Genomic DNA, 18,477 nt, shown 5'->3' with positions numbered 1-18,477 from the left:
ACTGGTCGGTCCGGCCAGCCGACCGGCCAGCGCTGACATCGATCGCCGCACGCGGCAGGTTCAGCTGGCCTGACAGGTGGAGCACCAGAAGAGGTTTCGCCCCTCCAGCACGCTGTGCGCGACGGGTGTGCCACAGAGGCGGCAGGGCGCGCCGGGGCGGCGGTAGACGTAGGTGCGTGGGCGGTCGGCCGCGTAGGACGGTTCGCCGTGGTCGTGTTCGGGCCGGACGACGACCATCTTGCCGACCCGTACGCCCACCCGCATCAGCGCGACCAGATCGGTCCACATCGCGTGCCATTCGTCGGCGGTCAGCATCGTACCCGGTCGCTGTGGCGAAATGCCGTGCCGGAATAACAGTTCCGCGCGATACACATTGCCGACACCGGCGAGCACCTGCTGATCCATCAGCAGGGCGCCGATCGGTCTGCGCGAGCGGTGGATTCGCCGCCAAGCCCGTTCGGGATCGGCGCCACGCCGCAGCGGATCCGGGCCGAGTCGCTCGGTCAGCGCCGTTACCTCGGCGCGGGTGTACACCTCGCACGCGGTCGGGCCGCGTAAATCGGTGCCGTACAGGCGATCATCGGCCGACGCGTCGCCGACGACTCGCATCCGCACCTGTCCGACCGGCTCCCCCATCGGCAGCGGCACCTCGGTGAACACCCCGTACAGCCCGAGGTGCACGTGGACAACCAGACCCGACTCGTAGTGGTGCAGTAGGTGTTTGCCCCACGCCTCCGCGCGCGTCAGCACCTGTCCATCGACTCGCGCGGCACCGGAGGTGAACTTGCCCTGTGGACTGGAGACGCGCACCACTCCCCCGGCAAAGCGTCGTTGATGCAGCCGCGCGAGCCGATGCAGCGTATGGCCCTCAGGCATCGCAGGTCGAGGTCCTCTCCGGTCCGCTGTCTCGCCTTGGCTTGCAAGACAGCGGATTTCGCCAATGGTGTGCGTCAGTAGGCCGGAACAGCCGGGGGCACACCGGTCTTCTCGTACTCGGCCAGGATGTCGATGCGGCGCTGGTGGCGCGGCTCCTCGGACCATGTGGTCGAGACGAACGCATCCACGATCGCCAGCGCCTCTTCGGTGGAGTGCATGCGGCCGCCGATGCCGATCAGCTGGGCATTGTTGTGCTCGCGGGCCAGTTGGGCGGTCTCCACGCTCCAGGCCAGGGCGCAGCGGGCGCCGGGCACCTTGTTCGCGGCGATCTGCTCACCGTTGCCGCTGCCGCCGAAGACCAGCCCGAGGCTGCCCGGATCGGCGACGGTACGGCGGGCCGCCTCGATGCAAAAGGCGGGGTAGTCGTCGAGTGCGTCGTATTCGAGGGCGCCGCAGTCGACGACCTCGTGGCCCGCCTGCTCCAGATGGGCCTTGACGTGATTCTTCAGTTCGAAACCGGCATGGTCGGCACCCAGATATACGCGCATGGCTGCGATTGTGTCAGGCGTGTTTCGCGGTGCCGCGAGAGGGCCGCGCAGCCACCATTAACACTGTTAGCCGCCGCGGCGAATCGACAGATGTGCCAGCGCGGTGTGCAATCACGCCAACGGCACCCGAACCTCGTCCCCGGTAAATGAATAGAGTTCTTCGCATGCAGCCGCACGACTCTCAGCCGCCCCAACAGGCGGGCGGACCCGCCGATCCCTATCCCGCGCTGGGCGGATGGGCGCAGGCTCAGGACGCGACCGCCACACCGAATGAACCACCCGGGTACCCGTCGTCGCCCCAGTACCCCGCAGCGCCGTATCCCGGAATCCCCACACCCCAGTACGGACCAACGCCCTATGAATACGGAGTTACTCCGGTCCCGCCCGGTACGCCCCCGCAGCGACAGCCGCGCGGACTGTCACCATTCGGCATGCCCGCGCGGCACCCGTGGGAAATTCCACTGCTGGTCGTCGTCTGTGTGATCACCATGTTCGCGATGCTGATCGCGCTGGCGGTGTGCATCGATCTCGTCCTGGGGCAGAAGCAGCCGAGTATCTACGTGATCATCTTGGTCTTCGCGCCGATCGTGGTCTGGTTCCTACGCGGTATGAACTACGCGACCATGCGGGTCAACGGCGTCAAAATGTCGCCGACCCAGTTTCCGGAGGGCTATCAACTGGTGGTCGAGGCGGCCGCCCGATTCGGGCTGGCCAAGGTGCCAGACGCCTACGTAGTGCTCGGCAACGGCCAGATCAACGCCTTCGCCTCCGGTCACGGGTTCCGGCGCTTTGTCGCGGTGTACAGCGATCTGTTCGAAATCGGCGGCGCCGCACGCGAACCCGATGCCCTCGCCTTCATCATCGGTCACGAAGTCGGACATATCGCGGCCGGGCACACCTCGTACTGGCGTCAGCTCGGCATGTTCGTTGCGCCGTCACTGCCGATCATCGGTAGCTCGCTGATCCGGTCCCAGGAGTACACCGCCGACAATCACGGCTACTGCAACCGACATGTCGGGGCATCGAGCGCCATGGGCACCCTCGCCGCGGGCAAATACTTGAACAAACTGGTCGGCTTCGACGAAATGGCTGATCGGGCCGCGGTCGAAAAGGGCTTTTTCATCTGGATCACCAACGCCATGTCCACACATCCGGTGTTGACCTGGCGGATGTGGGCACTGCGCGATCGCAGCAGGCACGGCAGGCTGTTCTTGCGGCCGACCCGACCGGCCGGTGCGCTGCCGGCCGGTCGGTACCCGAGCAGCTACGGCGAGGTTCCGGCGTTGCCGCCGAAACCCGTGCCGTAGCTCCGCGGTCAGTCGAAGGCCGGGTCCTCGGTCCTGGTCCGCTTCAATTCGAAGAAGTGCGGGTAGTCGGCCAGCGTGACCGCCGCGTCCCACAGTTTCCCGGCCTCCTCGCCGCGCGGTATCCGCGACAGCACCGGACCAAAGAAGGCCGTGCCGTTGATATGGATGGTCGGGGTGCCGACATCCGGACCGACCTTGTCCATGCCCGCGTTATGGCTCTTGCGCAGCGCCTCGTCGAATTCGGTGCTCTCGGCGGCCGCGGCGAGTTCGGCGGGCAGGCCGACCTCGGCGAGCGAATCCGCGATCACCGCGGCGAGGGATTCCTTACGGGAGTCGCGCTCGTACTCCTCGCGCCGGTTGTGGATGCGGGTGCCCATCGCGGTGTAGAGCGGGGAGAGCACCTTGTCACCGTGCTCCTGCGCGGCGGCGATGGCGACCCGAACCGGACCCCAGCCGGTGGCGAGCAGTTCCTCGTACTGCGGGGGCAGCCCCTCCTTGCCCTCGTTCAGCACCGACAGGCTCATCACGTGGAAACGGGCCTCGATATCGCGGACCTGCTCGACCTCGAGGATCCAGCGGGAGGTGATCCAACACCAAGGGCATAGCGGGTCGAACCAGAAATCGGCAACGTTCTTGGTGGTCGTCTCGCTCACAGACCTGTTCCTTTCCATCGCACGCTCGTATCGCGCGGATTCACCGCGCCACTATTGGTGGCCAACCACGCGGGCGCACGATTCGTTCCCGGACCGCACGCCGATTCTCCGAAAGGCGGCCCCGGGTCCCAGTAGGGTTGACACGCAGGCGTCCGGTTCCCTCCGAAAAGGAGTCCGTTATGACCTCTGATCAGTGTTTCGTCATCGTCGGCGGCGGGCTGGCCGCGGCCAAACTGGCGGAAGCACTGCGCGACAACGATTTCGCCGGAACCGTGACGCTGATCAGCGCCGAGGACTACCTACCCTATGAGCGACCACCGCTGTCCAAGGAACATCTGGCCGGGAAGAAATCGCTCGAGGAATTCACCGTCGATCCGGGCCAGTGGTACCGCGATCACCACATCGATGTCCGGCTCGGCACCGAGGTCGGCGCGATCGATCCGAGCGCGAAAACTGTGACGCTGCCGGATGGTTCGACGCTCGGCTACGACAAGCTCGCACTCGCCACCGGCTCGACACCGCGCCGCCTGCCGATTCCGGGCATGGACGCGCGCGGGGTGTACACGCTGCGCACCATCGGCGATTCCGACAGCCTGATCGAGCTGTTCGGCTCGGCCCGGCGGCTGGTCATCATCGGGGCGGGTTGGATCGGGCTGGAGGTCGCCTCGGCCGCACGCGCCGCCCAGGTCGAGGTCACCATTGTCGAATCGGCCGAACTGCCGCTGTTGGCGGCACTCGGACCCGAGATGGGTCGGGTCTTCGCGGATCTGCACCGCGACCACGGCGTGGATCTGCGATTCCGCGCGCGGGTCGAGGCGATCACCACCCATCACGTGGAGACGGATCTGGCGACCGGTGTCCGGCTCGCCGACGGCACCGTTATCGAGGGCGATGCGGTCCTCGTCGCGATCGGCGCCCGGCCGAATATCGAACTGGCCGCGGACGCGGGGTTGGCGATCGACGGTGGCGTACTCGTCGACGCGAGCCTGACCACCAGCGACCCGAATATCGTTGCGGTCGGCGATATCGCCAACGAACAGCATCCACGGCTCGGGCGTCGAATTCGGGTGGAGCACTGGGCAAATGCGCTCAACCAGCCCGCCGTCGCGGCGCAGACCATGCTCGGCAAATCGGCCTCCTACGACCGCCTGCCCTACTTCTTCACCGACCAATACGACCTGGGCATGGAGTACACCGGGTTCGCCGCGCCCGGTGAGTACGCGCGAGTGGTAGTCCGCGGTGACGTGGCCGCGCGCGAGTTCGTCGCATTCTGGCTCGATACCGATAACCGGGTCTTGGCGGGCATGAACGTGAACATCTGGGATGTCACTGACCGGATCAAGGAGCTGATCGGCCAACAGGTCGATCCAGAACTGCTCGCCGACACCTCCGCGCCACTGTGACGCAGGCCATGATCGAGTATGCGTCGAATCGGCGGTGCCGGTTCCGACCTCATCGCGAGCGCGCCGCAGAGGCGCACCGCAGGCTAGGAGACCCGATATGAAATACATGCTGCTGAAGACCTACGGCCCCGCCGCCAACTGCGACGTCCCGATCACCGAGTGGACGCCGGAGGAGATCAAAGCGCATATGGACTTCCAACGGGCCCTCGGCGCGGAACTGGCCAAGTCCGGTGAGCTGGTAGACGCGCAGGGCCTGGCGGGCCCGGATGAGGCACGGCTCGTCAGCTCGGACGGGCGCGCCGCGCCGGTGATCACCGATGGGCCGTTCCCGGAGACCAAGGAGTTCCTGGCCGGATACTGGATTGTCGATGTGGAAAGTCCGGAGCGTGCGCTGGAGATCGCCGCACAGGCCTCGGCGGGCCCCGGACCCGGTGGCGCGCCGATCGGTGAATACATCGAGGTACGCGCGGTGATGGGCGCCCCGGCGACCGAGCAATAGTTGGCGATGAACCGACCAGTGCCGATCGAGGACCTGTTGCGCGAACTCGCACCACAGGTCCTCGGCACGTTGGTCCGCCGATTCGGCGATTTCGACACCGCCGAGGATGCGCTCCAAGAGGCGATGCTGGCAGCGGCCACCCAGTGGCCCGCCGATGGCTTGCCGGATAATCCACGTGGCTGGCTGATCCAGGTCGCACAACGACGGATGGCCGATGCGGTGCGCGCTGACGTGGCTCGGCGACGCAGGGAGACAACGGTTTTCGAACGCGACATACCCGACGCGGAGACCTTCGACCGCGACGACACTCTCGCCATGTTCTTCCTCTGCTGCCATCCGGCACTCTCATCCGCGAGCGCCATCGCCCTGACACTGCGCGCCGTTGGCGGTCTCGGCACCGCGGAGATCGCCAATGCCTTCCTGCTGCCGGAAACGACCATGGCGCAACGAATTACGCGCGCGAAGAAGAAGCTGGCCACCCTGGACCGCCCATTCGCCCGACCCGGTGACGTGGAATGGCACGAGCGACTCAGTGCCGTGCTACATGTGCTGTACCTGATCTTCAACGAGGGCCACACCACCACCACAGGCCCAGACCTCCAGCGACCCGACCTCTCCAACGAAGCAATCCGCCTGATCAGGTCGATCCACCGGCTACTCCCCGACGACACCGAGGTCACCGGCCTGCTGGCACTCATGCTGCTCACCGACTCCCGGCGAACCGCCCGCACCGGAACCCACGGTGAACTGATACCTCTCGCCGAACAGAACCGCGCACTATGGGACCGCGACCTGATCACCGAGGGCATCACATTGACAACCAGCACCCTCGCCTCGGGCCTGGCCGGCCCCTACCAAATCCAGGCCGCAATCGCCGTTCTACACGCGAAGGCGCTGCGCGCCGAAGACACCGACTGGCACCGAATCCTGGCTCTGTACAACATAATCGAGCGCATCTCGAAGAATCCTATGGTCACCCTGAACCGCGCCGTCGCCACCGCCATGGTCCACGGCCCCGTCGCCGGACTGGAACTCGCCGACACCCTCGAAGACCAACTGGCAGGCAACCACCGCCTCGACGCCGTCCGCGGCCATTTACACGAAATGGCAGGCGATTTCCCCACAGCCATCGCCTACTACACCTCCGCCGCCAACCACACCACCAGCACCCCCGAACGCAACTACCTGACCCTGCGCGCCGCCCACCTCCGCCACCACCCCTGAACCAGCGGAGGCACCCATGGGAAGCCAAGCTGTTGAGCCGACTCCGCGCGGTGCAGGGCCCATTCCCGATTGGCGCGGGGATGCGCGATCCGGGTGAGAGATCGGTGCTGCGACGCAGTGAGCGAGCTGGTACGCAGCCCAGACTGGCTGTGCGCCTTGGGCATTCGTGGTGGATGTCCGGTTGAAGCGCAGATATTGTGACTGGTCGGCGGCGTGCATCGAGACAGATCCACCCCTCGCTGGATCCGTGTGTCTCGTGCGCGCGCTGGCGGCAGGCGGCAGACTGCTTGGTGTGGCAGGCAAATTCAGTGCTGGGATTCTGTTGTTCCGCCGGAGCTCCGGTGCGGTCGAGGTGCTGATCGGGCATATGGGTGGGCCGTTTTGGGCGCGCAAGGATGCGGGGGCCTGGTCGATTCCGAAGGGTGAGTACCAGCCGGAGCACGAAAGCGCGGAGGCGGCCGCGGCGCGGGAATTCGTCGAGGAGCTCGGGCTGCCGGTGCCCGAGGGCGAGCGGGTGCCGTTGGGCGAGGTCCGCTATGGCAGTGGCAAATCCACCAAGAACCTCACCGTCTGGGCCGTCGAGGGCGATCTGGATCCCTGCACAGTTGTCCCCGGCACCTTCGACATGGAATGGCCGCCCAAATCCGGCCGCCTCGCCACCTTCCCGGAAATCGACCGCGCCGCGTGGTTCGACCTGCCTATCGCCCGCGAAAAACTCGGCACCGGCCAACGCCCCTATCTCGACCGACTCGCCGAACACCTCGCCTGACCGGCGCTATACACCGAACACTCTGCCTGTTACCGGCCCTCCGGCCGATGGTGAGCACTCCGCACACTTGGGAACCGGGCGCACCACGCGGGAACCGGGCACCCGACACAAAGGTTGCCCGGTCCTCGGCGGGCTGCTCGGCGGCCAGCGATTATGCGGCTCCGGGTCACGCTGCCACTCGGCACGGCACGCGACCAGAACGGCACCCCGCCGATCACGTAGTCTGCCGCCCCGCCCGCGCCGAAGGTCGGCAATGCATGCACCCAAAATCCTCCAGCGGTCAGCGCAAGCACGGCACCAACGTCAACGCTGCTGGGCAACACAGGACACCACCTCAGCTCGACGATCATCGCGATGTGCCGCCCAACTTCCGATAGTCAGCGGAGCATGCCGGCCAACATCCTGCCGGTCAGAGCGGCATGCCCGACGTCAGCGCGGCACACCACCCCAGGTCTGCCCGGTAATCAGCTCATACGCCTCCATGTACTTCTGGCGCGTGGCATCGACAATCTCAGCGGGGATCTCCGGCCCCGGGTACTCCTTGTTCCAGCCGGTGGAGGTGGACCAGTCTCGGACGAACTGCTTGTCGAAGGAACGCTGGGGACGCCCGGGTTCCCATTCGGCGGCGGGCCAGAAGCGGGAGGAGTCGGAGGTCAGTACCTCGTCGCCGAGGGTGAGAATGTCATCGTCCCAACCGAATTCGACCTTGGTGTCGGCGACGATGACACCGTGTTCGGCGGCGTGCGCGGCACCGCGGGAGTAGATCCGCAGCGTCAGGTCACGCAACTGCTCGGCGACCTCGCGGCCCTCCTGATGCACCACATCGGCGAAGGTGATGGGCTCGTCGTGGCCCTCGGCGGCCTTACTGCTGGGGGTGAAGATCGGCTCGGGCAGTTTGTCCCCATCGCGCAGACCCGGCGGCAGCGCAATGCCGGAAACCGTCCCGGTCTGCTCGTATTCCCTCAGCCCGGATCCGGTCAGATAGCCGCGCGCGATGCATTCGACCTGCACCATCTTCAGCGGCTTGACCCGGATGCCGCGACCGGCGAACTCCGCGGGCACATCGGTCGCGGAGACCACATGGTTGGGCACCTCGGTGAAGTATTCGAACCACCAGTTCGACAGCTGGGTCAGCAGTGCGCCCTTATCCGGGATCGGTGTCGGCAGCACCACGTCGTAGACCGATACCCGGTCCGACGCCACGAGCAGCAGGGTGTCGCCGTCCTCATAGAGGTCGCGCACCTTTCCGGCGTGGACATGCTTCACGTCGCAGCTCCGATCCTGGTCGATAGGGTTTATGGGAAAAAGTCCCGCGCGGGCAACCTTACCGAGGTGGCATTGTGGTGAGTGTTGTGCCCGCCGGGGGCCGCCCGCGCACGTTCTTCGAACCACGAAGGAGTCCCATGTCCGCACCGAATCTGACACGCGACCAGGCGATCGAACGGGCCTCGACAGTGCAGGTCGAGAACTATCGCATCGAGCTCGACCTGACCGACGGGGCGGCGCAGCCGGGCGAGCAGACCTTCTTCTCCCGCAGCACGGTCACTTTCACCGCGACCGCGGGCGCGAGCACGTACATCGATATCGTCGCCCGCGGGGTCCGCTCCGCCGTGCTCAACGGCACGCCGATCGACATCGCCGACTACGACGAAGCCAAGGGCATTACCCTCACCGGTCTGGCCGAGCGCAACGAACTCGTCGTCGAGGCCGATTGCGAATACTCCAACACCGGTGAAGGCCTGCACCGCTTCGTCGACCCCACCGATTACGAGGTCTACCTGTACTCGCAGTTCGAAACCGCCGATGCCAAGCGCATGTTCGCCTGCTTCGATCAGCCGGATCTCAAGGCCACCTTCGATATCAGCGTCACCGCCGCGCCGAACTGGAAGGTCATTTCCAACGCCGCCGTGGTCGATACGCTCCTCGCCGACCCCGGCAAGCACCTGTTCAGCACCACCCCGAGGATGAGCACCTATCTGGTCGCGCTCATCGCGGGCCCGTACGCGGAATGGACCGACGCCTACACCGACCATCACGGCACCATCCCGCTCGGCATCTACTGCCGTGCCTCACTCGCCGAACATATGGACGCCGAGCGCCTCTTCACCGAGACCAAGCAGGGATTCGGCTTCTACCACAAGAACTTCGGTGTTCCGTACGCCTTCGGCAAGTACGACCAGCTGTTCGTCCCGGAGTTCAATGCGGGCGCGATGGAGAACGCGGGCGCCGTTACGTTCCTGGAGGACTACGTCTTTCGGTCCAAGGTGACCCGGGCGTCCTACGAGCGGCGCGCCGAGACCGTCCTGCACGAGATGGCCCATATGTGGTTCGGCGATCTTGTCACCATGAAGTGGTGGGACGACCTGTGGTTGAACGAGTCGTTCGCGACCTTCGCCTCGGTGCTGTGCCAGTCCGAGGCGACCGAATATGCAAGTGCCTGGACCACTTTCGCGAATGTGGAGAAGTCCTGGGCCTACCGGCAGGACCAGCTGCCGTCCACCCATCCCATCGCGGCGGACATCCCGGACCTGCATGCGGTGGAGGTCAACTTCGACGGAATCACCTATGCCAAGGGCGCTTCCGTGCTCAAGCAGCTCGTCGCGTATGTCGGTCTGGAGCCGTTCCTCGCGGGTCTGCGCGCATACTTCACCGAACACGCCTACGGCAATGCCACTTTCGACGATCTGCTGTCGGCGCTGGAACAGTCCTCGGGCCGTGATCTGTCCAGCTGGGGCGCCCAATGGCTCAAGACCACCGGTTTGAATATCCTGCGGCCGGATTTCGAGGTCGACGCCGAAGGCAAATTCACCTCGTTCGCGGTGGTGCAGGAGGGCGCCACGCCGGGTGCCGGCGAACGTCGTGTCCACCGCCTCGCCGTCGGCGTCTACGACGACCAGGACGGAAAGCTGGTGCGCACCAAGCGCGTAGAGCTCGATCTCGATGCCGCCGACCGCACCGCCGTCCCCGAACTGGTCGGCGTCCCGCGCGGCAAATTCGTGCTGATCAACGATGACGACCTCACCTACTGCTCGGTGCGCCTCGATGCCGATTCGCTCGACGTGCTGGTGAACCGCATCGCCGATATCGCCGAACCGCTCCCCCGCACACTGGCCTGGTCGGCCGCATGGGAGATGACCAGGCAGGCCGAATTCCGGGCCCGCGATTTCGTCGCCCTGGTCCAGCGCGGCATCGGCGCCGAATCCGAAATCGGTGTGGTGCAACGACTCCTGATGCAGGCCAACACCGCGATCGGCAGCTACGCCGATCCGGAATGGACCACCACCGCCGGCTGGCCCGAATACGCCAACCGGCTGCTGGAACTCGCCCGCGAGGCCGAGGCGGGTTCGGACCACCAACTCGCCTTCGTCAACGCACTGACCGGTGCCAAGCTGTCGGCCTGGCATACCGAGGTGCTGCGCGAACTGCTCGACGGCGATCCGGCGAAGGTCGGTCTCCCTGGGCTGATCGTCGATACCGATCTGCGCTGGCGGCTCGTCACCGCACTCGCCGCCGCCGGTGAGATCGACGCCGACGGGATCGACACTCCCATGATCGATACGGAGTTGTCCAACGATCCGACCGCGGCGGGTAAGCGGCACGCCGCGGCCGCGGCGACGGCCCGTCCGATCGCCGAGGTGAAGGAGCAGGCCTGGACGACGGTGATGACCGACGATTCGGTCCCGAATATCACCGCCCGCTCGATCGTCGGCGGCTTCGCGCCCAACGGCCAGGGTGAGCTGCTGACGCCCTACGTGGAGCGCTACTTCGCCGAGATTCCCGCCGTCTGGGAGCGCCGCTCCAGCGAAGTCGCGCAGACCGTGGTCGTCGGGCTCTACCCGGCGTGGGCTATCAGCGAGGAAGCCGTCGCGACGGCGGACAAATTCCTTGCCGATGACCATCCGCCGGCCCTGCGCCGCCTGGTGATCGAAGGCAAGGCGGGCATCGAACGCTCGCTGCGCGCCCGCGCCTTCGACGCCCAGGACTGAAATACAAACGGCGCGTTCACCTCAACCGAGGTGAACGCGCCGCAGGCGCAACGGTCAGCGACCGATGGCCGCGGCCATCACCCGAACCGCGGAGACCAGACCGTCGATGAGCTGGCCCTGCCGGAACGAGCTCAGTGCGGCGGTGACGCCGAGCTGGCAGACGCGGTCATTGACGCGATCGGCGACCTCGTGGCCGGAGCGCACCTCGATGGCCTTGTCATTGGGCGAAACCGCGATGAGCACCGAACGCGCTGCCTCGGGGGTCGCGGGGAAGACCGCGTCCGCACCGGCGGCCGGATCCGCGCCGAGATCGCCGATGTAGATGTTGAAGCGCACCTTGGTCGCACGGGTCGCCTCGGTGAGCACGTTGTCCATGGTGAGCCGCTCGTCATCGCTGAACGGGGCTTCCTTGAATACCGCACCGGCCTCATGTACGCCGGAGACCCGGCCGCTGCTGGTGACCACCGAACCGTGCGGCAGTTCGGATTCGACTACCGCGGGCCAATTAGAACTTGCCACTTGCCCGGCCTCCGATCAGCTCCACCTCGGTGGATTCGATTGCCGCATGGTGCCCATGCGACGACTCAGCGGTGTGGTGACCCGATCCGGTCACCTCGTCGGTGGCACTCCACAGCACGGCAGGCTGAGTCCACTTCTGACCGAGGTCGAAGTGGACCGGCTTCTCGCCGGGCAGTGGCTTGCCGAGAAACGACAATCCGGCGATCGCGCCGTAGATCACCAGCGGAATGCCGAGGAAGATCAGCACTGTCTCGAGAATGCTCACGACTGCGCCTCGCTGACGCTCGGCTCCGTCATGCGCATCGCGCGCTGGCACATGGTTCGCTCGCTTCGCTCACTCACGAACCTAACGGTAGACGATCGTGTGTAGTAGTTCGCGCTCTGGTCGAACTCGTGTTGTCCGGTCACACCAGCCAGGCGGCGGCATTCGCGGGCAACTGTCCGTTCACCGGCGGTGCGCTGACCAGCAGTAGGTCACCGGGCGGCAGCGAGATCGGCGCGGGCGAGGCGTTCAGTACGCAGACCAGTCCACCGGTGCGCCGGAAGGCGAGGCAACCCGCCGGACTGCCGTACCACTCGATCCGCGGACCCGCGAATTCCGGTCGGACACTGCGTAATTCGATTGCCAAGCGGTACAGCGACAGCGTGGAGCTCAACTCCTCCAACTGCGCCTCGACCGAGGATGACACCCACTCCGGCGGTATCGGCAGCCAGGATCGCGCGGCCGTGGTGAAGCCGAACGGCGGCGCCGCACCCTCCCACGGAATCGGCACCCGACAGCCGTCGCGGCCGCGCTCGGTATGTCCGGAGCGTTCCCAGACCGGATCCCGCAGTACCGCCTCGGGCAGATCATTCACATTCGGCAGTCCGAGTTCGGCGCCGTTGTAGATGAAGACCGCACCGGGCAGCGCCAACTCCACCATGATCATCGCGCGGGCCCGCGCCACCCCGACGGAGCCGCCACCGTAGCGGGTGACCTCGCGCTCGATGTCATGGTTGGACAGGGTCCAGGTGGGCGAGGCGCCCACCGGCGCGACGGCCGCGAGCGAATTATCGATGGCGGCCCGCACGGTATCGGCGGCGAATTCGGTCTCGGCGAGGCGGAAATTGAAGGCCAGGTGCAGTTCGTCCGGTCGGACGTACTCGCCGAAGCGGGTGTTGTCGTCGACCCATACCTCACCGATCGACACCGCGTTCGGATACTCGTCGAGCACCTTGCGGATGCGGCGGTGGATCTCGTGCACATGGGGATTGTTGAAGCGCGGATCGCTGTCGTCGTGCACGAGCATCTTGGTCTCGACCCGTTCCATATCGGGCAGGCCGTCCGGTTTGGCCATGCCGTGCGCGACGTCGAGGCGGAAGCCGTCGACACCGCGGTCGAGCCAGAACCGCAGCGTCTGCTCGAAATCGGCGGCGACCTCGGGATTCTGCCAGTTCAGATCGGGTTGTTCCGGCGCGAAGATGTGCAGGTACCACTGACCGGGTGTGCCGTCGGGCTCGGCGATGCGGGTCCAAGCGGGTCCGCCGAAGATGCTCGGCCAGTTATTGGGCGGCTTGGCGCCGTCGGGTCCGCGGCCGTCGCGGAAGATGTAACGCTCGCGTTCGCGGCTACCGGGTGCGGCGGCCAGCGCCGCGGTGAACCACGGATGCTGGTCACTGGTGTGATTCGGCACCAGGTCCATGGTGACCTTGAGATTGCGGTCGTGCGCCTCGGCGATCAGCTCGACCATTGCCGCCATGCCGCCGAACAGCGCGTCGATATCGCGCGGATCGGCGACATCGTAGCCTCCGTCGGCCATCGGCGAACGCATCACCGGACAGATCCAGAGCGCGTCGACCCCGAGTAGTTCGAGATAGCCGAGCTTCTCCCGAACGCCACCGAGGTCGCCGATCCCGTCACCGTCGGAGTCCGCGAAGGATCTCGGATAGACCTGGTAGAACACGGCCGACCGCCACCAAGGTTGGGCGGTGCGATCCACCGACGCCGGCACGACAGGTGTATCAGTCACATCCGCAATAGTGCCAAAGATTTCGGTGAATTCGCCCAGGCTCAGCGATATTCATCGATATCTGGCAAATATTCAGCGTTGCACGCCTCGAGTCGAAACCTTGTCGCTGACCCGGAACCAGCGGGAAATACCTCACCGAGCCACATTCATCAGCGAATTTGCCGCCATCTCCAGATAGTCGAGCAACGCCTTGCGATGCTCATCGTCCAGAATCGCCGGTTCGATCTCCGCCACGCCGATGCGCATGCAGCGCAGCCAGGCGTCGCGCTCCACCGAACCGATTTCGAATGGCATATGCCGCATCCGGAGCCGCGGGTGTCCCCGTTCTTCGGAGTAGGTGCGCGGACCGCCCCAGTACTGCTCGAGGAACATGCGCAGGCGCCGCTCCGCCGGTCCGAGGTCCTGCTCCGGGTACAGCGGGCGCAGCACCTCATCGGCTGCCACCTCGCGATAAAACGTCGCGACGATCCGTTGGAACGTTTCCGCCCCGCCGATCGCCTCGTAGAACGACGTGGCTGTTTGCTCGCCGGAACTCATCGGATCCTCTCGATCGGGCCAATCTGCCGCCGTCCATTGTGCCCGCGTTACGAACGGGCGGCCCTTCAACCACAGTTCACCCGACATTGTGCGAAATCACCGTGCAATGGCGGGCGTTCCATGGTCAACTGGGTGGCAGTCTCTGCCGAGATACCACATGATCTTGATGACGAAGAAACCGGGGTCACTTATGAAGCAGCGGCACGGCCGATCACGTGAGGCCAGGACGCACCGACAACTCCAGCCCGCCGACGTCCACAATCGTGGGTCGGGGGCTACTCCGCTGCACATCTTGTCCGACTACTATCCGGGCGCCCATCGCACCGATGAGCCCGCTCACCACAATTCGCACCTCACGCCGGTCCAGAACGAGACCGCCAATTGGTTGAAGCGCCGGGTGCTGCTTCTCAATGCCACCTACGAGCCGCTGACCGCGCTGTCCGCACGCCGCGCCGTGGTGCTCCTGATCTGCGATAAAGCCGATACCGTTCACCACGACCCGCAGGGCTCGGTGGTGCATTCCGCCGAATCCGCCGTCACGATTCCGTCGGTCATCCGGCTGCGCAGCTACGTTCATGTGCCCTATCGGGCGCGCGTCCCGATGACCCGGGCCGCCCTCATGCATCGCGACCGCTACCGCTGCGGGTATTGCGGCGGTAAGGCGGAGACCATCGATCACGTCATCCCGCGCAGTCGCGGCGGCGAGCATTCCTGGGAGAACTGCGTCGCGAGTTGCGCCCCGTGTAACCACCGCAAAGCGGACAAACTGCTCAGCGAGCTGGGGTGGACGTTGCGTTCGCCGCTGATCTCGCCGAAGGGTCCGCATTGGCGGCTGTTGTCGACCACCACGGAGCTGGATCCGGTGTGGTTGCAGTATCTCGGCGAGGGTGCCGCCTAGCTCCCGACCAGATCGGTTCCGTCGGGCCGGGACTCACTTTCATTCGCCGCACCTGTTGTCGGTCACCGCGTTCGAATCCACGGGGTCGATCAATGCACGTCGCACCGGCCACGTCCGCGGCCGACGATTTCCGACTAGGGGTACTCGATGACGAAAGCCGCCGAGGTGTTGGGAGCCAGGGCTTCGAAGACGTGGGGAGCATCGCCCGGGTGGGCGATGTAGTCGCCGGGTCCGAGTTCGACGGGTGCGTCGATCGGGCCGATGAGGGCGCGACCGCTGGCCAGCAGTACATGCTCGATCACACCTGGACTGTGCGGGTCGGATCGGCGGGCGTGGCCGGGTTCGGCGGTGATCCGGAAGAAGTCACGACGCGTATTGGCCGGTCCGGCCGCCAGCAGGGTGGCGCGGTAGTCGGATTCCGCGGCGGCCAATACCGGGCCCTTCCCCGCGCGAATCACCTGAACGGTCGGGCGCGGCGGGTCGAGCAGCCGCGATAAGGGCATATCCAGGGCAACGCACAGCGCCCACATGGTCTCCAGGCTCGGATTGCCGGTACCCGATTCCAGTTGGGACAGTGTGGATTTCGCGATGCCCGCACGGTTGGCGACCTCGGTGAGCGACAGCCTGGCGCGCGTACGCTCCCGGCGCAGCGCAGCGGCGATCAGTGCCTGCGGCGTCGTCGAATCCTGGTCCATGCGCGCTCCCGTCGACTAGGGGATGGCAGGCTGGCGGAGCCGGCCGGGGTGGGTGAATACAGTTGACCGACCATCAGAGAACTATATTGACGAATCGCCCCGCCATGTTCACTATAAACAACATGCGTTCGATATGGCGAACACTCGATCGGGATACACTCACCGGCATCGCCGCGGTACTGCTGGCGGTCGCGCTGACCGCGGTTTCCTATGGCGCTACCGCCGTCACCTCCGGTTTTCCCGTATGGGTTCCGATTGTGCTCGGGGTCGTCGTGCTCGCGGGCGGTGCGGAGTTCCTTTTCATCGGGATCATGGCGTCCGGTGGCAGCCCGATCGCAGCCGTATTGGCCGGGCTATTGGTCAATGCCCGGCATCTGCCGTACGGGCTTTCGGTGCCCGATGTGGTCGGCACCGGATGGCGGCGGCGGATCGGGGTCCATGTGATGAACGACGAATCCGTCGCGCTGGCCCTGGCCCAGCCGGATATCGCGCGTCGGCGGGCCGCGTATTGGGTGAGCGGGTTGGGTGTGCTCGTCGTCTGGCCCAGCGGTGCGGCGATCGGCGCGCTGATCGGGACGATAGTGCCCGACACCGGTGCGATCGGGTTGGACGCAGTGTTCCCCGCGGTGCTGTTATCGCTGATCATGCCCGCGCTGCGGGCCCGAGATACCTTGCGGACAGCGCTGATCGGAGCGATCGCGGCCGTGGCGAGCGCGCCGTTCCTGCCGACGGGAATGCCTGTGCTGGTTGCGCTTTCGGGGTTGTTCTTCGCGATCTCGCGAGACGGCGACGGTAAGACCGAGCCCGGACAGGCGCAGGCGGCGTGAGCAAGCGATTCATCGGCGGAGCTCCGGCCGCCCAAAGGGCCGAGCAGGCGCAGGCGTGAGTACCCCGATCTTGCTGGTGGCCATGTCCGCACTCTCCGCCGGAACCTATGCCTTCCGCTCATCGGGCCCCGCGCTGCGCAATCGCATCCGCATCCCGCAGCGAGCAACGAAACTGCTGGAGATCGGCGCGGTCGTCCTGCTCGCGGCGATGGTCGCCATCACCACGGTGCCCACGGGCTCCGGCCACCTCGGATTCGCCTTGCCCGCAGGGGTTTTGGTCGGCGGCCTGCTGGCCTGGCGCAACCAGCCGATGCTGGTGGTCATCCTCGCCGCGGCGAGCACAACCGCCCTGCTGCGTTTGGTCGGCGTCACCTGACCCCTTGTCGCGGCTGCCTTTCGTGCGACAGACGTTCGGTGGCCGCGCGGGAATCAGCTGGGGGTAAGCGGGATGCCGCCGCCTCGACGGCGGGCGACCGAGCCGTAGCGGGCGTCGATGCGGAGCCAGGTTTTTGTGGCGCGGACCCGCACGATTTCGGCCGGCGGGATGCGGCGGGAATCGGCCTTGTCACCGGAGTGTGGGATGAAATCCATTGCGGTGAGTGCGAATACGACGCGCATCGGGACCTGGACCTGGGCCAGCGCCCCGGAGACGGTGAGCACCGTCTGGTCGAGCAGGGAGGCGGGTGGTCCATGGCTGCTGCCATGTTCCTTGGCCAGTGCCGCACCCCGTTCGGCGAGTTCGACGAGGGTGCGCGCGGGCACATCGTCGACATGTTCGAAGCCGACATCCGGCGGGAGCGCACCGCGCCAAGCCGAATCCATCGAATAGCCGAGATCGATCGGACTGGCGGACGGCAAACCGGCCAGCACCAAATCGGCACCGACGGTGACATCGTCGGTGCCGAGCTCGGCAACCACGGTACGCATTGCGAGCGCCTCGAAACCCGTTGCCACCCATGCGGATACGTACCGTTCCCCACGACGGCGCAGACGCACCACCGCCGCGGGATCCAGCCGAATGGCCCGGCTCAGAAAGGTCGCCAGATTCTCCCGCTCGGCCGGATCGGCAACCTTTAGGACGCGCTGTCCCGACATCAGTGCTCCCACATCACCACATCGCGGTCGCCACCGCATGACAACCGCAGTCCGCCACCACCACTACCCAACCGGATTCCGTCGGCACCACACAAGCCGGTGCCGACGACCGCTGCTCGACGGCCGAAGCCGGCCACTACTGTCCAGCACCCGAAATCCGCCGCCCGAACGCCCCGGGCTCAGTCCTTCCACTCGGCGAGGTAATCCCGTTCGGTATCGGTGAGCCGACGCAGGCGCTGCGAGCGCATATCGAAGGCCGCGATCTGAGTGGAGGCGATCACCGCGGGCGGCGAGTCGGGGGCCGCGCCATTGGCCCGGACCTCGTAGCCGATGGTGAAGTCGACCGCACGCAGCTGCTCGATCCACATGGCGATATCGAGCGGGGTGTCCTCGTGCCGCAGCTGGCCGCGGTAGCGGACCCGAAGGTCCGCTAGCACACAACCCTCGCGCAACGGCGCGGTCGGGCGTCCGTCCTCGAACAGCCACGGAATCCGCGCCTCCTCCAGCAGCGTCACCATGCGGGCATGGTTGACGTGCTGGAACACGTCCATGTCCGACCACCTGACGTCTACCTTGGCGTGGAAGCGCTTGGGCAGCAGCAGGCTGCCGCCGAGCGCCCTTCCTTTGCCGTT

At 66.1% G+C, this 18,477-nt stretch carries 20 protein-coding genes; 9 read left to right on the top strand and 11 right to left on the bottom strand.

Going from position 1 to position 18,477, the window contains the following annotated elements:
* Positions 1-60: 60 nt before the first annotated feature.
* Together AB0L63_RS17200 and AB0L63_RS17195 are read right to left on the bottom strand one after the other, a co-directional pair.
* The gene (locus AB0L63_RS17200; protein WP_364501247.1) at positions 61-876 is read right to left on the bottom strand and encodes a DNA-formamidopyrimidine glycosylase family protein; all 816 of its coding nucleotides are present in this window, start codon (positions 874-876) and stop codon (positions 61-63) included.
* A 74-nt stretch (positions 877-950) separates the two neighbouring features.
* Entirely contained in the window at positions 951-1,424 is a 474-nt protein-coding gene (locus AB0L63_RS17195; protein ID WP_364501244.1) for a ribose-5-phosphate isomerase, read from the bottom strand.
* A 164-nt stretch (positions 1,425-1,588) separates the two neighbouring features.
* Here AB0L63_RS17195 and AB0L63_RS17190 point away from each other — a divergent pair, with 164 nt between their 5' ends.
* Positions 1,589-2,731 (top strand): M48 family metalloprotease, encoded by a 1,143-nt coding sequence (locus tag AB0L63_RS17190; RefSeq protein ID WP_364501242.1) that lies wholly within the window; start codon positions 1,589-1,591, stop codon positions 2,729-2,731.
* An 8-nt stretch (positions 2,732-2,739) separates the two neighbouring features.
* Here the strand turns inward: AB0L63_RS17190 and AB0L63_RS17185 are convergent, their stop codons facing one another.
* Positions 2,740-3,402, bottom strand: coding sequence for a DsbA family protein (locus tag AB0L63_RS17185; RefSeq protein ID WP_364501238.1), 663 nt, complete (start codon positions 3,400-3,402; stop codon positions 2,740-2,742).
* Between the two features lie 161 nt (positions 3,403-3,563).
* Between AB0L63_RS17185 and AB0L63_RS17180 the strand changes: the two genes are divergently transcribed.
* The 4 genes from AB0L63_RS17180 (at position 3,564) to AB0L63_RS17165 (ending at position 7,279) form a co-directional block, all read left to right on the top strand.
* A complete protein-coding gene (locus AB0L63_RS17180) occupies positions 3,564-4,787 on the top strand; it encodes an FAD-dependent oxidoreductase (RefSeq protein WP_364501235.1) in 1,224 nt (407 codons plus the stop codon).
* A 97-nt stretch (positions 4,788-4,884) separates the two neighbouring features.
* Positions 4,885-5,286, top strand: a complete 402-nt coding sequence (locus AB0L63_RS17175; protein WP_364501232.1) for a YciI family protein — start codon at positions 4,885-4,887, stop codon at positions 5,284-5,286.
* Between the two features lie 6 nt (positions 5,287-5,292).
* Complete coding sequence (locus AB0L63_RS17170; RefSeq protein ID WP_364501229.1) at positions 5,293-6,510, top strand: DUF6596 domain-containing protein; 1,218 nt, start codon at positions 5,293-5,295, stop codon at positions 6,508-6,510.
* Positions 6,511-6,802: 292 nt separating this feature from the next.
* Positions 6,803-7,279, top strand: coding sequence for an NUDIX domain-containing protein (locus tag AB0L63_RS17165; protein ID WP_364501226.1), 477 nt, complete (start codon positions 6,803-6,805; stop codon positions 7,277-7,279).
* A 429-nt stretch (positions 7,280-7,708) separates the two neighbouring features.
* Here the strand turns inward: AB0L63_RS17165 and AB0L63_RS17160 are convergent, their stop codons facing one another.
* A complete protein-coding gene (locus AB0L63_RS17160) occupies positions 7,709-8,545 on the bottom strand; it encodes a phosphoribosylaminoimidazolesuccinocarboxamide synthase (RefSeq protein WP_364501223.1) in 837 nt (278 codons plus the stop codon).
* A gap of 137 nt (positions 8,546-8,682) precedes the next feature.
* On the opposite strand from AB0L63_RS17160, the gene pepN reads away from it, so the two are divergent.
* On the top strand, positions 8,683-11,265 hold the full coding sequence (pepN, locus tag AB0L63_RS17155) for an aminopeptidase N (protein ID WP_364501219.1): 2,583 nt from the start codon (positions 8,683-8,685) through the stop codon (positions 11,263-11,265).
* A 54-nt stretch (positions 11,266-11,319) separates the two neighbouring features.
* Here the strand turns inward: pepN and AB0L63_RS17150 are convergent, their stop codons facing one another.
* The 4 genes from AB0L63_RS17150 to AB0L63_RS17135 form a co-directional block, all read right to left on the bottom strand.
* Positions 11,320-11,784: a DUF5130 domain-containing protein gene (locus AB0L63_RS17150; RefSeq protein ID WP_364501216.1), complete on the bottom strand. Its 465-nt coding sequence runs from the start codon at positions 11,782-11,784 to the stop codon at positions 11,320-11,322.
* Positions 11,771-12,049: a hypothetical protein gene (locus AB0L63_RS17145; protein WP_364501213.1), complete on the bottom strand. Its 279-nt coding sequence runs from the start codon at positions 12,047-12,049 to the stop codon at positions 11,771-11,773. Before AB0L63_RS17145 ends, AB0L63_RS17150 begins: the two co-directional genes overlap by 14 nt.
* A gap of 139 nt (positions 12,050-12,188) precedes the next feature.
* Entirely contained in the window at positions 12,189-13,763 is a 1,575-nt protein-coding gene (locus AB0L63_RS17140; RefSeq protein ID WP_364501858.1) for a glycoside hydrolase family 13 protein, read from the bottom strand.
* A gap of 162 nt (positions 13,764-13,925) precedes the next feature.
* The gene (locus AB0L63_RS17135; protein WP_364501210.1) at positions 13,926-14,330 is read right to left on the bottom strand and encodes a globin; all 405 of its coding nucleotides are present in this window, start codon (positions 14,328-14,330) and stop codon (positions 13,926-13,928) included.
* Positions 14,331-14,520: 190 nt separating this feature from the next.
* Between AB0L63_RS17135 and AB0L63_RS17130 the strand changes: the two genes are divergently transcribed.
* Positions 14,521-15,228 carry an HNH endonuclease gene (locus tag AB0L63_RS17130; protein ID WP_364501856.1) on the top strand — a complete coding sequence of 236 codons (708 nt, stop codon included), beginning with the start codon at positions 14,521-14,523 and terminating at the stop codon, positions 15,226-15,228.
* 134 nt (positions 15,229-15,362) lie between these two features.
* Here the strand turns inward: AB0L63_RS17130 and AB0L63_RS17125 are convergent, their stop codons facing one another.
* Positions 15,363-15,923, bottom strand: a complete 561-nt coding sequence (locus AB0L63_RS17125; RefSeq protein WP_364501207.1) for an XRE family transcriptional regulator — start codon at positions 15,921-15,923, stop codon at positions 15,363-15,365.
* A gap of 122 nt (positions 15,924-16,045) precedes the next feature.
* On the opposite strand from AB0L63_RS17125, the gene AB0L63_RS17120 reads away from it, so the two are divergent.
* Together AB0L63_RS17120 and AB0L63_RS17115 are read left to right on the top strand one after the other, a co-directional pair.
* A complete protein-coding gene (locus AB0L63_RS17120; protein WP_364501204.1) occupies positions 16,046-16,750 on the top strand; it encodes an AzlC family ABC transporter permease in 705 nt (234 codons plus the stop codon).
* Between the two features lie 55 nt (positions 16,751-16,805).
* Positions 16,806-17,126, top strand: coding sequence for an AzlD domain-containing protein (locus AB0L63_RS17115; RefSeq protein WP_364501201.1), 321 nt, complete (start codon positions 16,806-16,808; stop codon positions 17,124-17,126).
* A gap of 53 nt (positions 17,127-17,179) precedes the next feature.
* On the opposite strand, the gene AB0L63_RS17110 is transcribed toward AB0L63_RS17115, so the two are convergent.
* Together AB0L63_RS17110 and AB0L63_RS17105 are read right to left on the bottom strand one after the other, a co-directional pair.
* Positions 17,180-17,845 carry a hypothetical protein gene (locus AB0L63_RS17110; protein ID WP_364501198.1) on the bottom strand — a complete coding sequence of 222 codons (666 nt, stop codon included), beginning with the start codon at positions 17,843-17,845 and terminating at the stop codon, positions 17,180-17,182.
* A 179-nt stretch (positions 17,846-18,024) separates the two neighbouring features.
* The gene (locus AB0L63_RS17105) at positions 18,025-18,447 is read right to left on the bottom strand and encodes a thioesterase family protein (RefSeq protein WP_364501853.1); all 423 of its coding nucleotides are present in this window, start codon (positions 18,445-18,447) and stop codon (positions 18,025-18,027) included.
* Positions 18,448-18,477: the final 30 nt, after the last annotated feature.

Origin of the sequence: Nocardia sp. NPDC051990 (genome assembly GCF_040680755.1) — a bacterium.
Classification (GTDB): Bacteria; Actinomycetota; Actinomycetes; order Mycobacteriales; family Mycobacteriaceae; genus Nocardia.
Note: the sequence above shows the minus strand (reverse complement) of the source record. Positions and strands in the feature narration are given on the sequence as shown.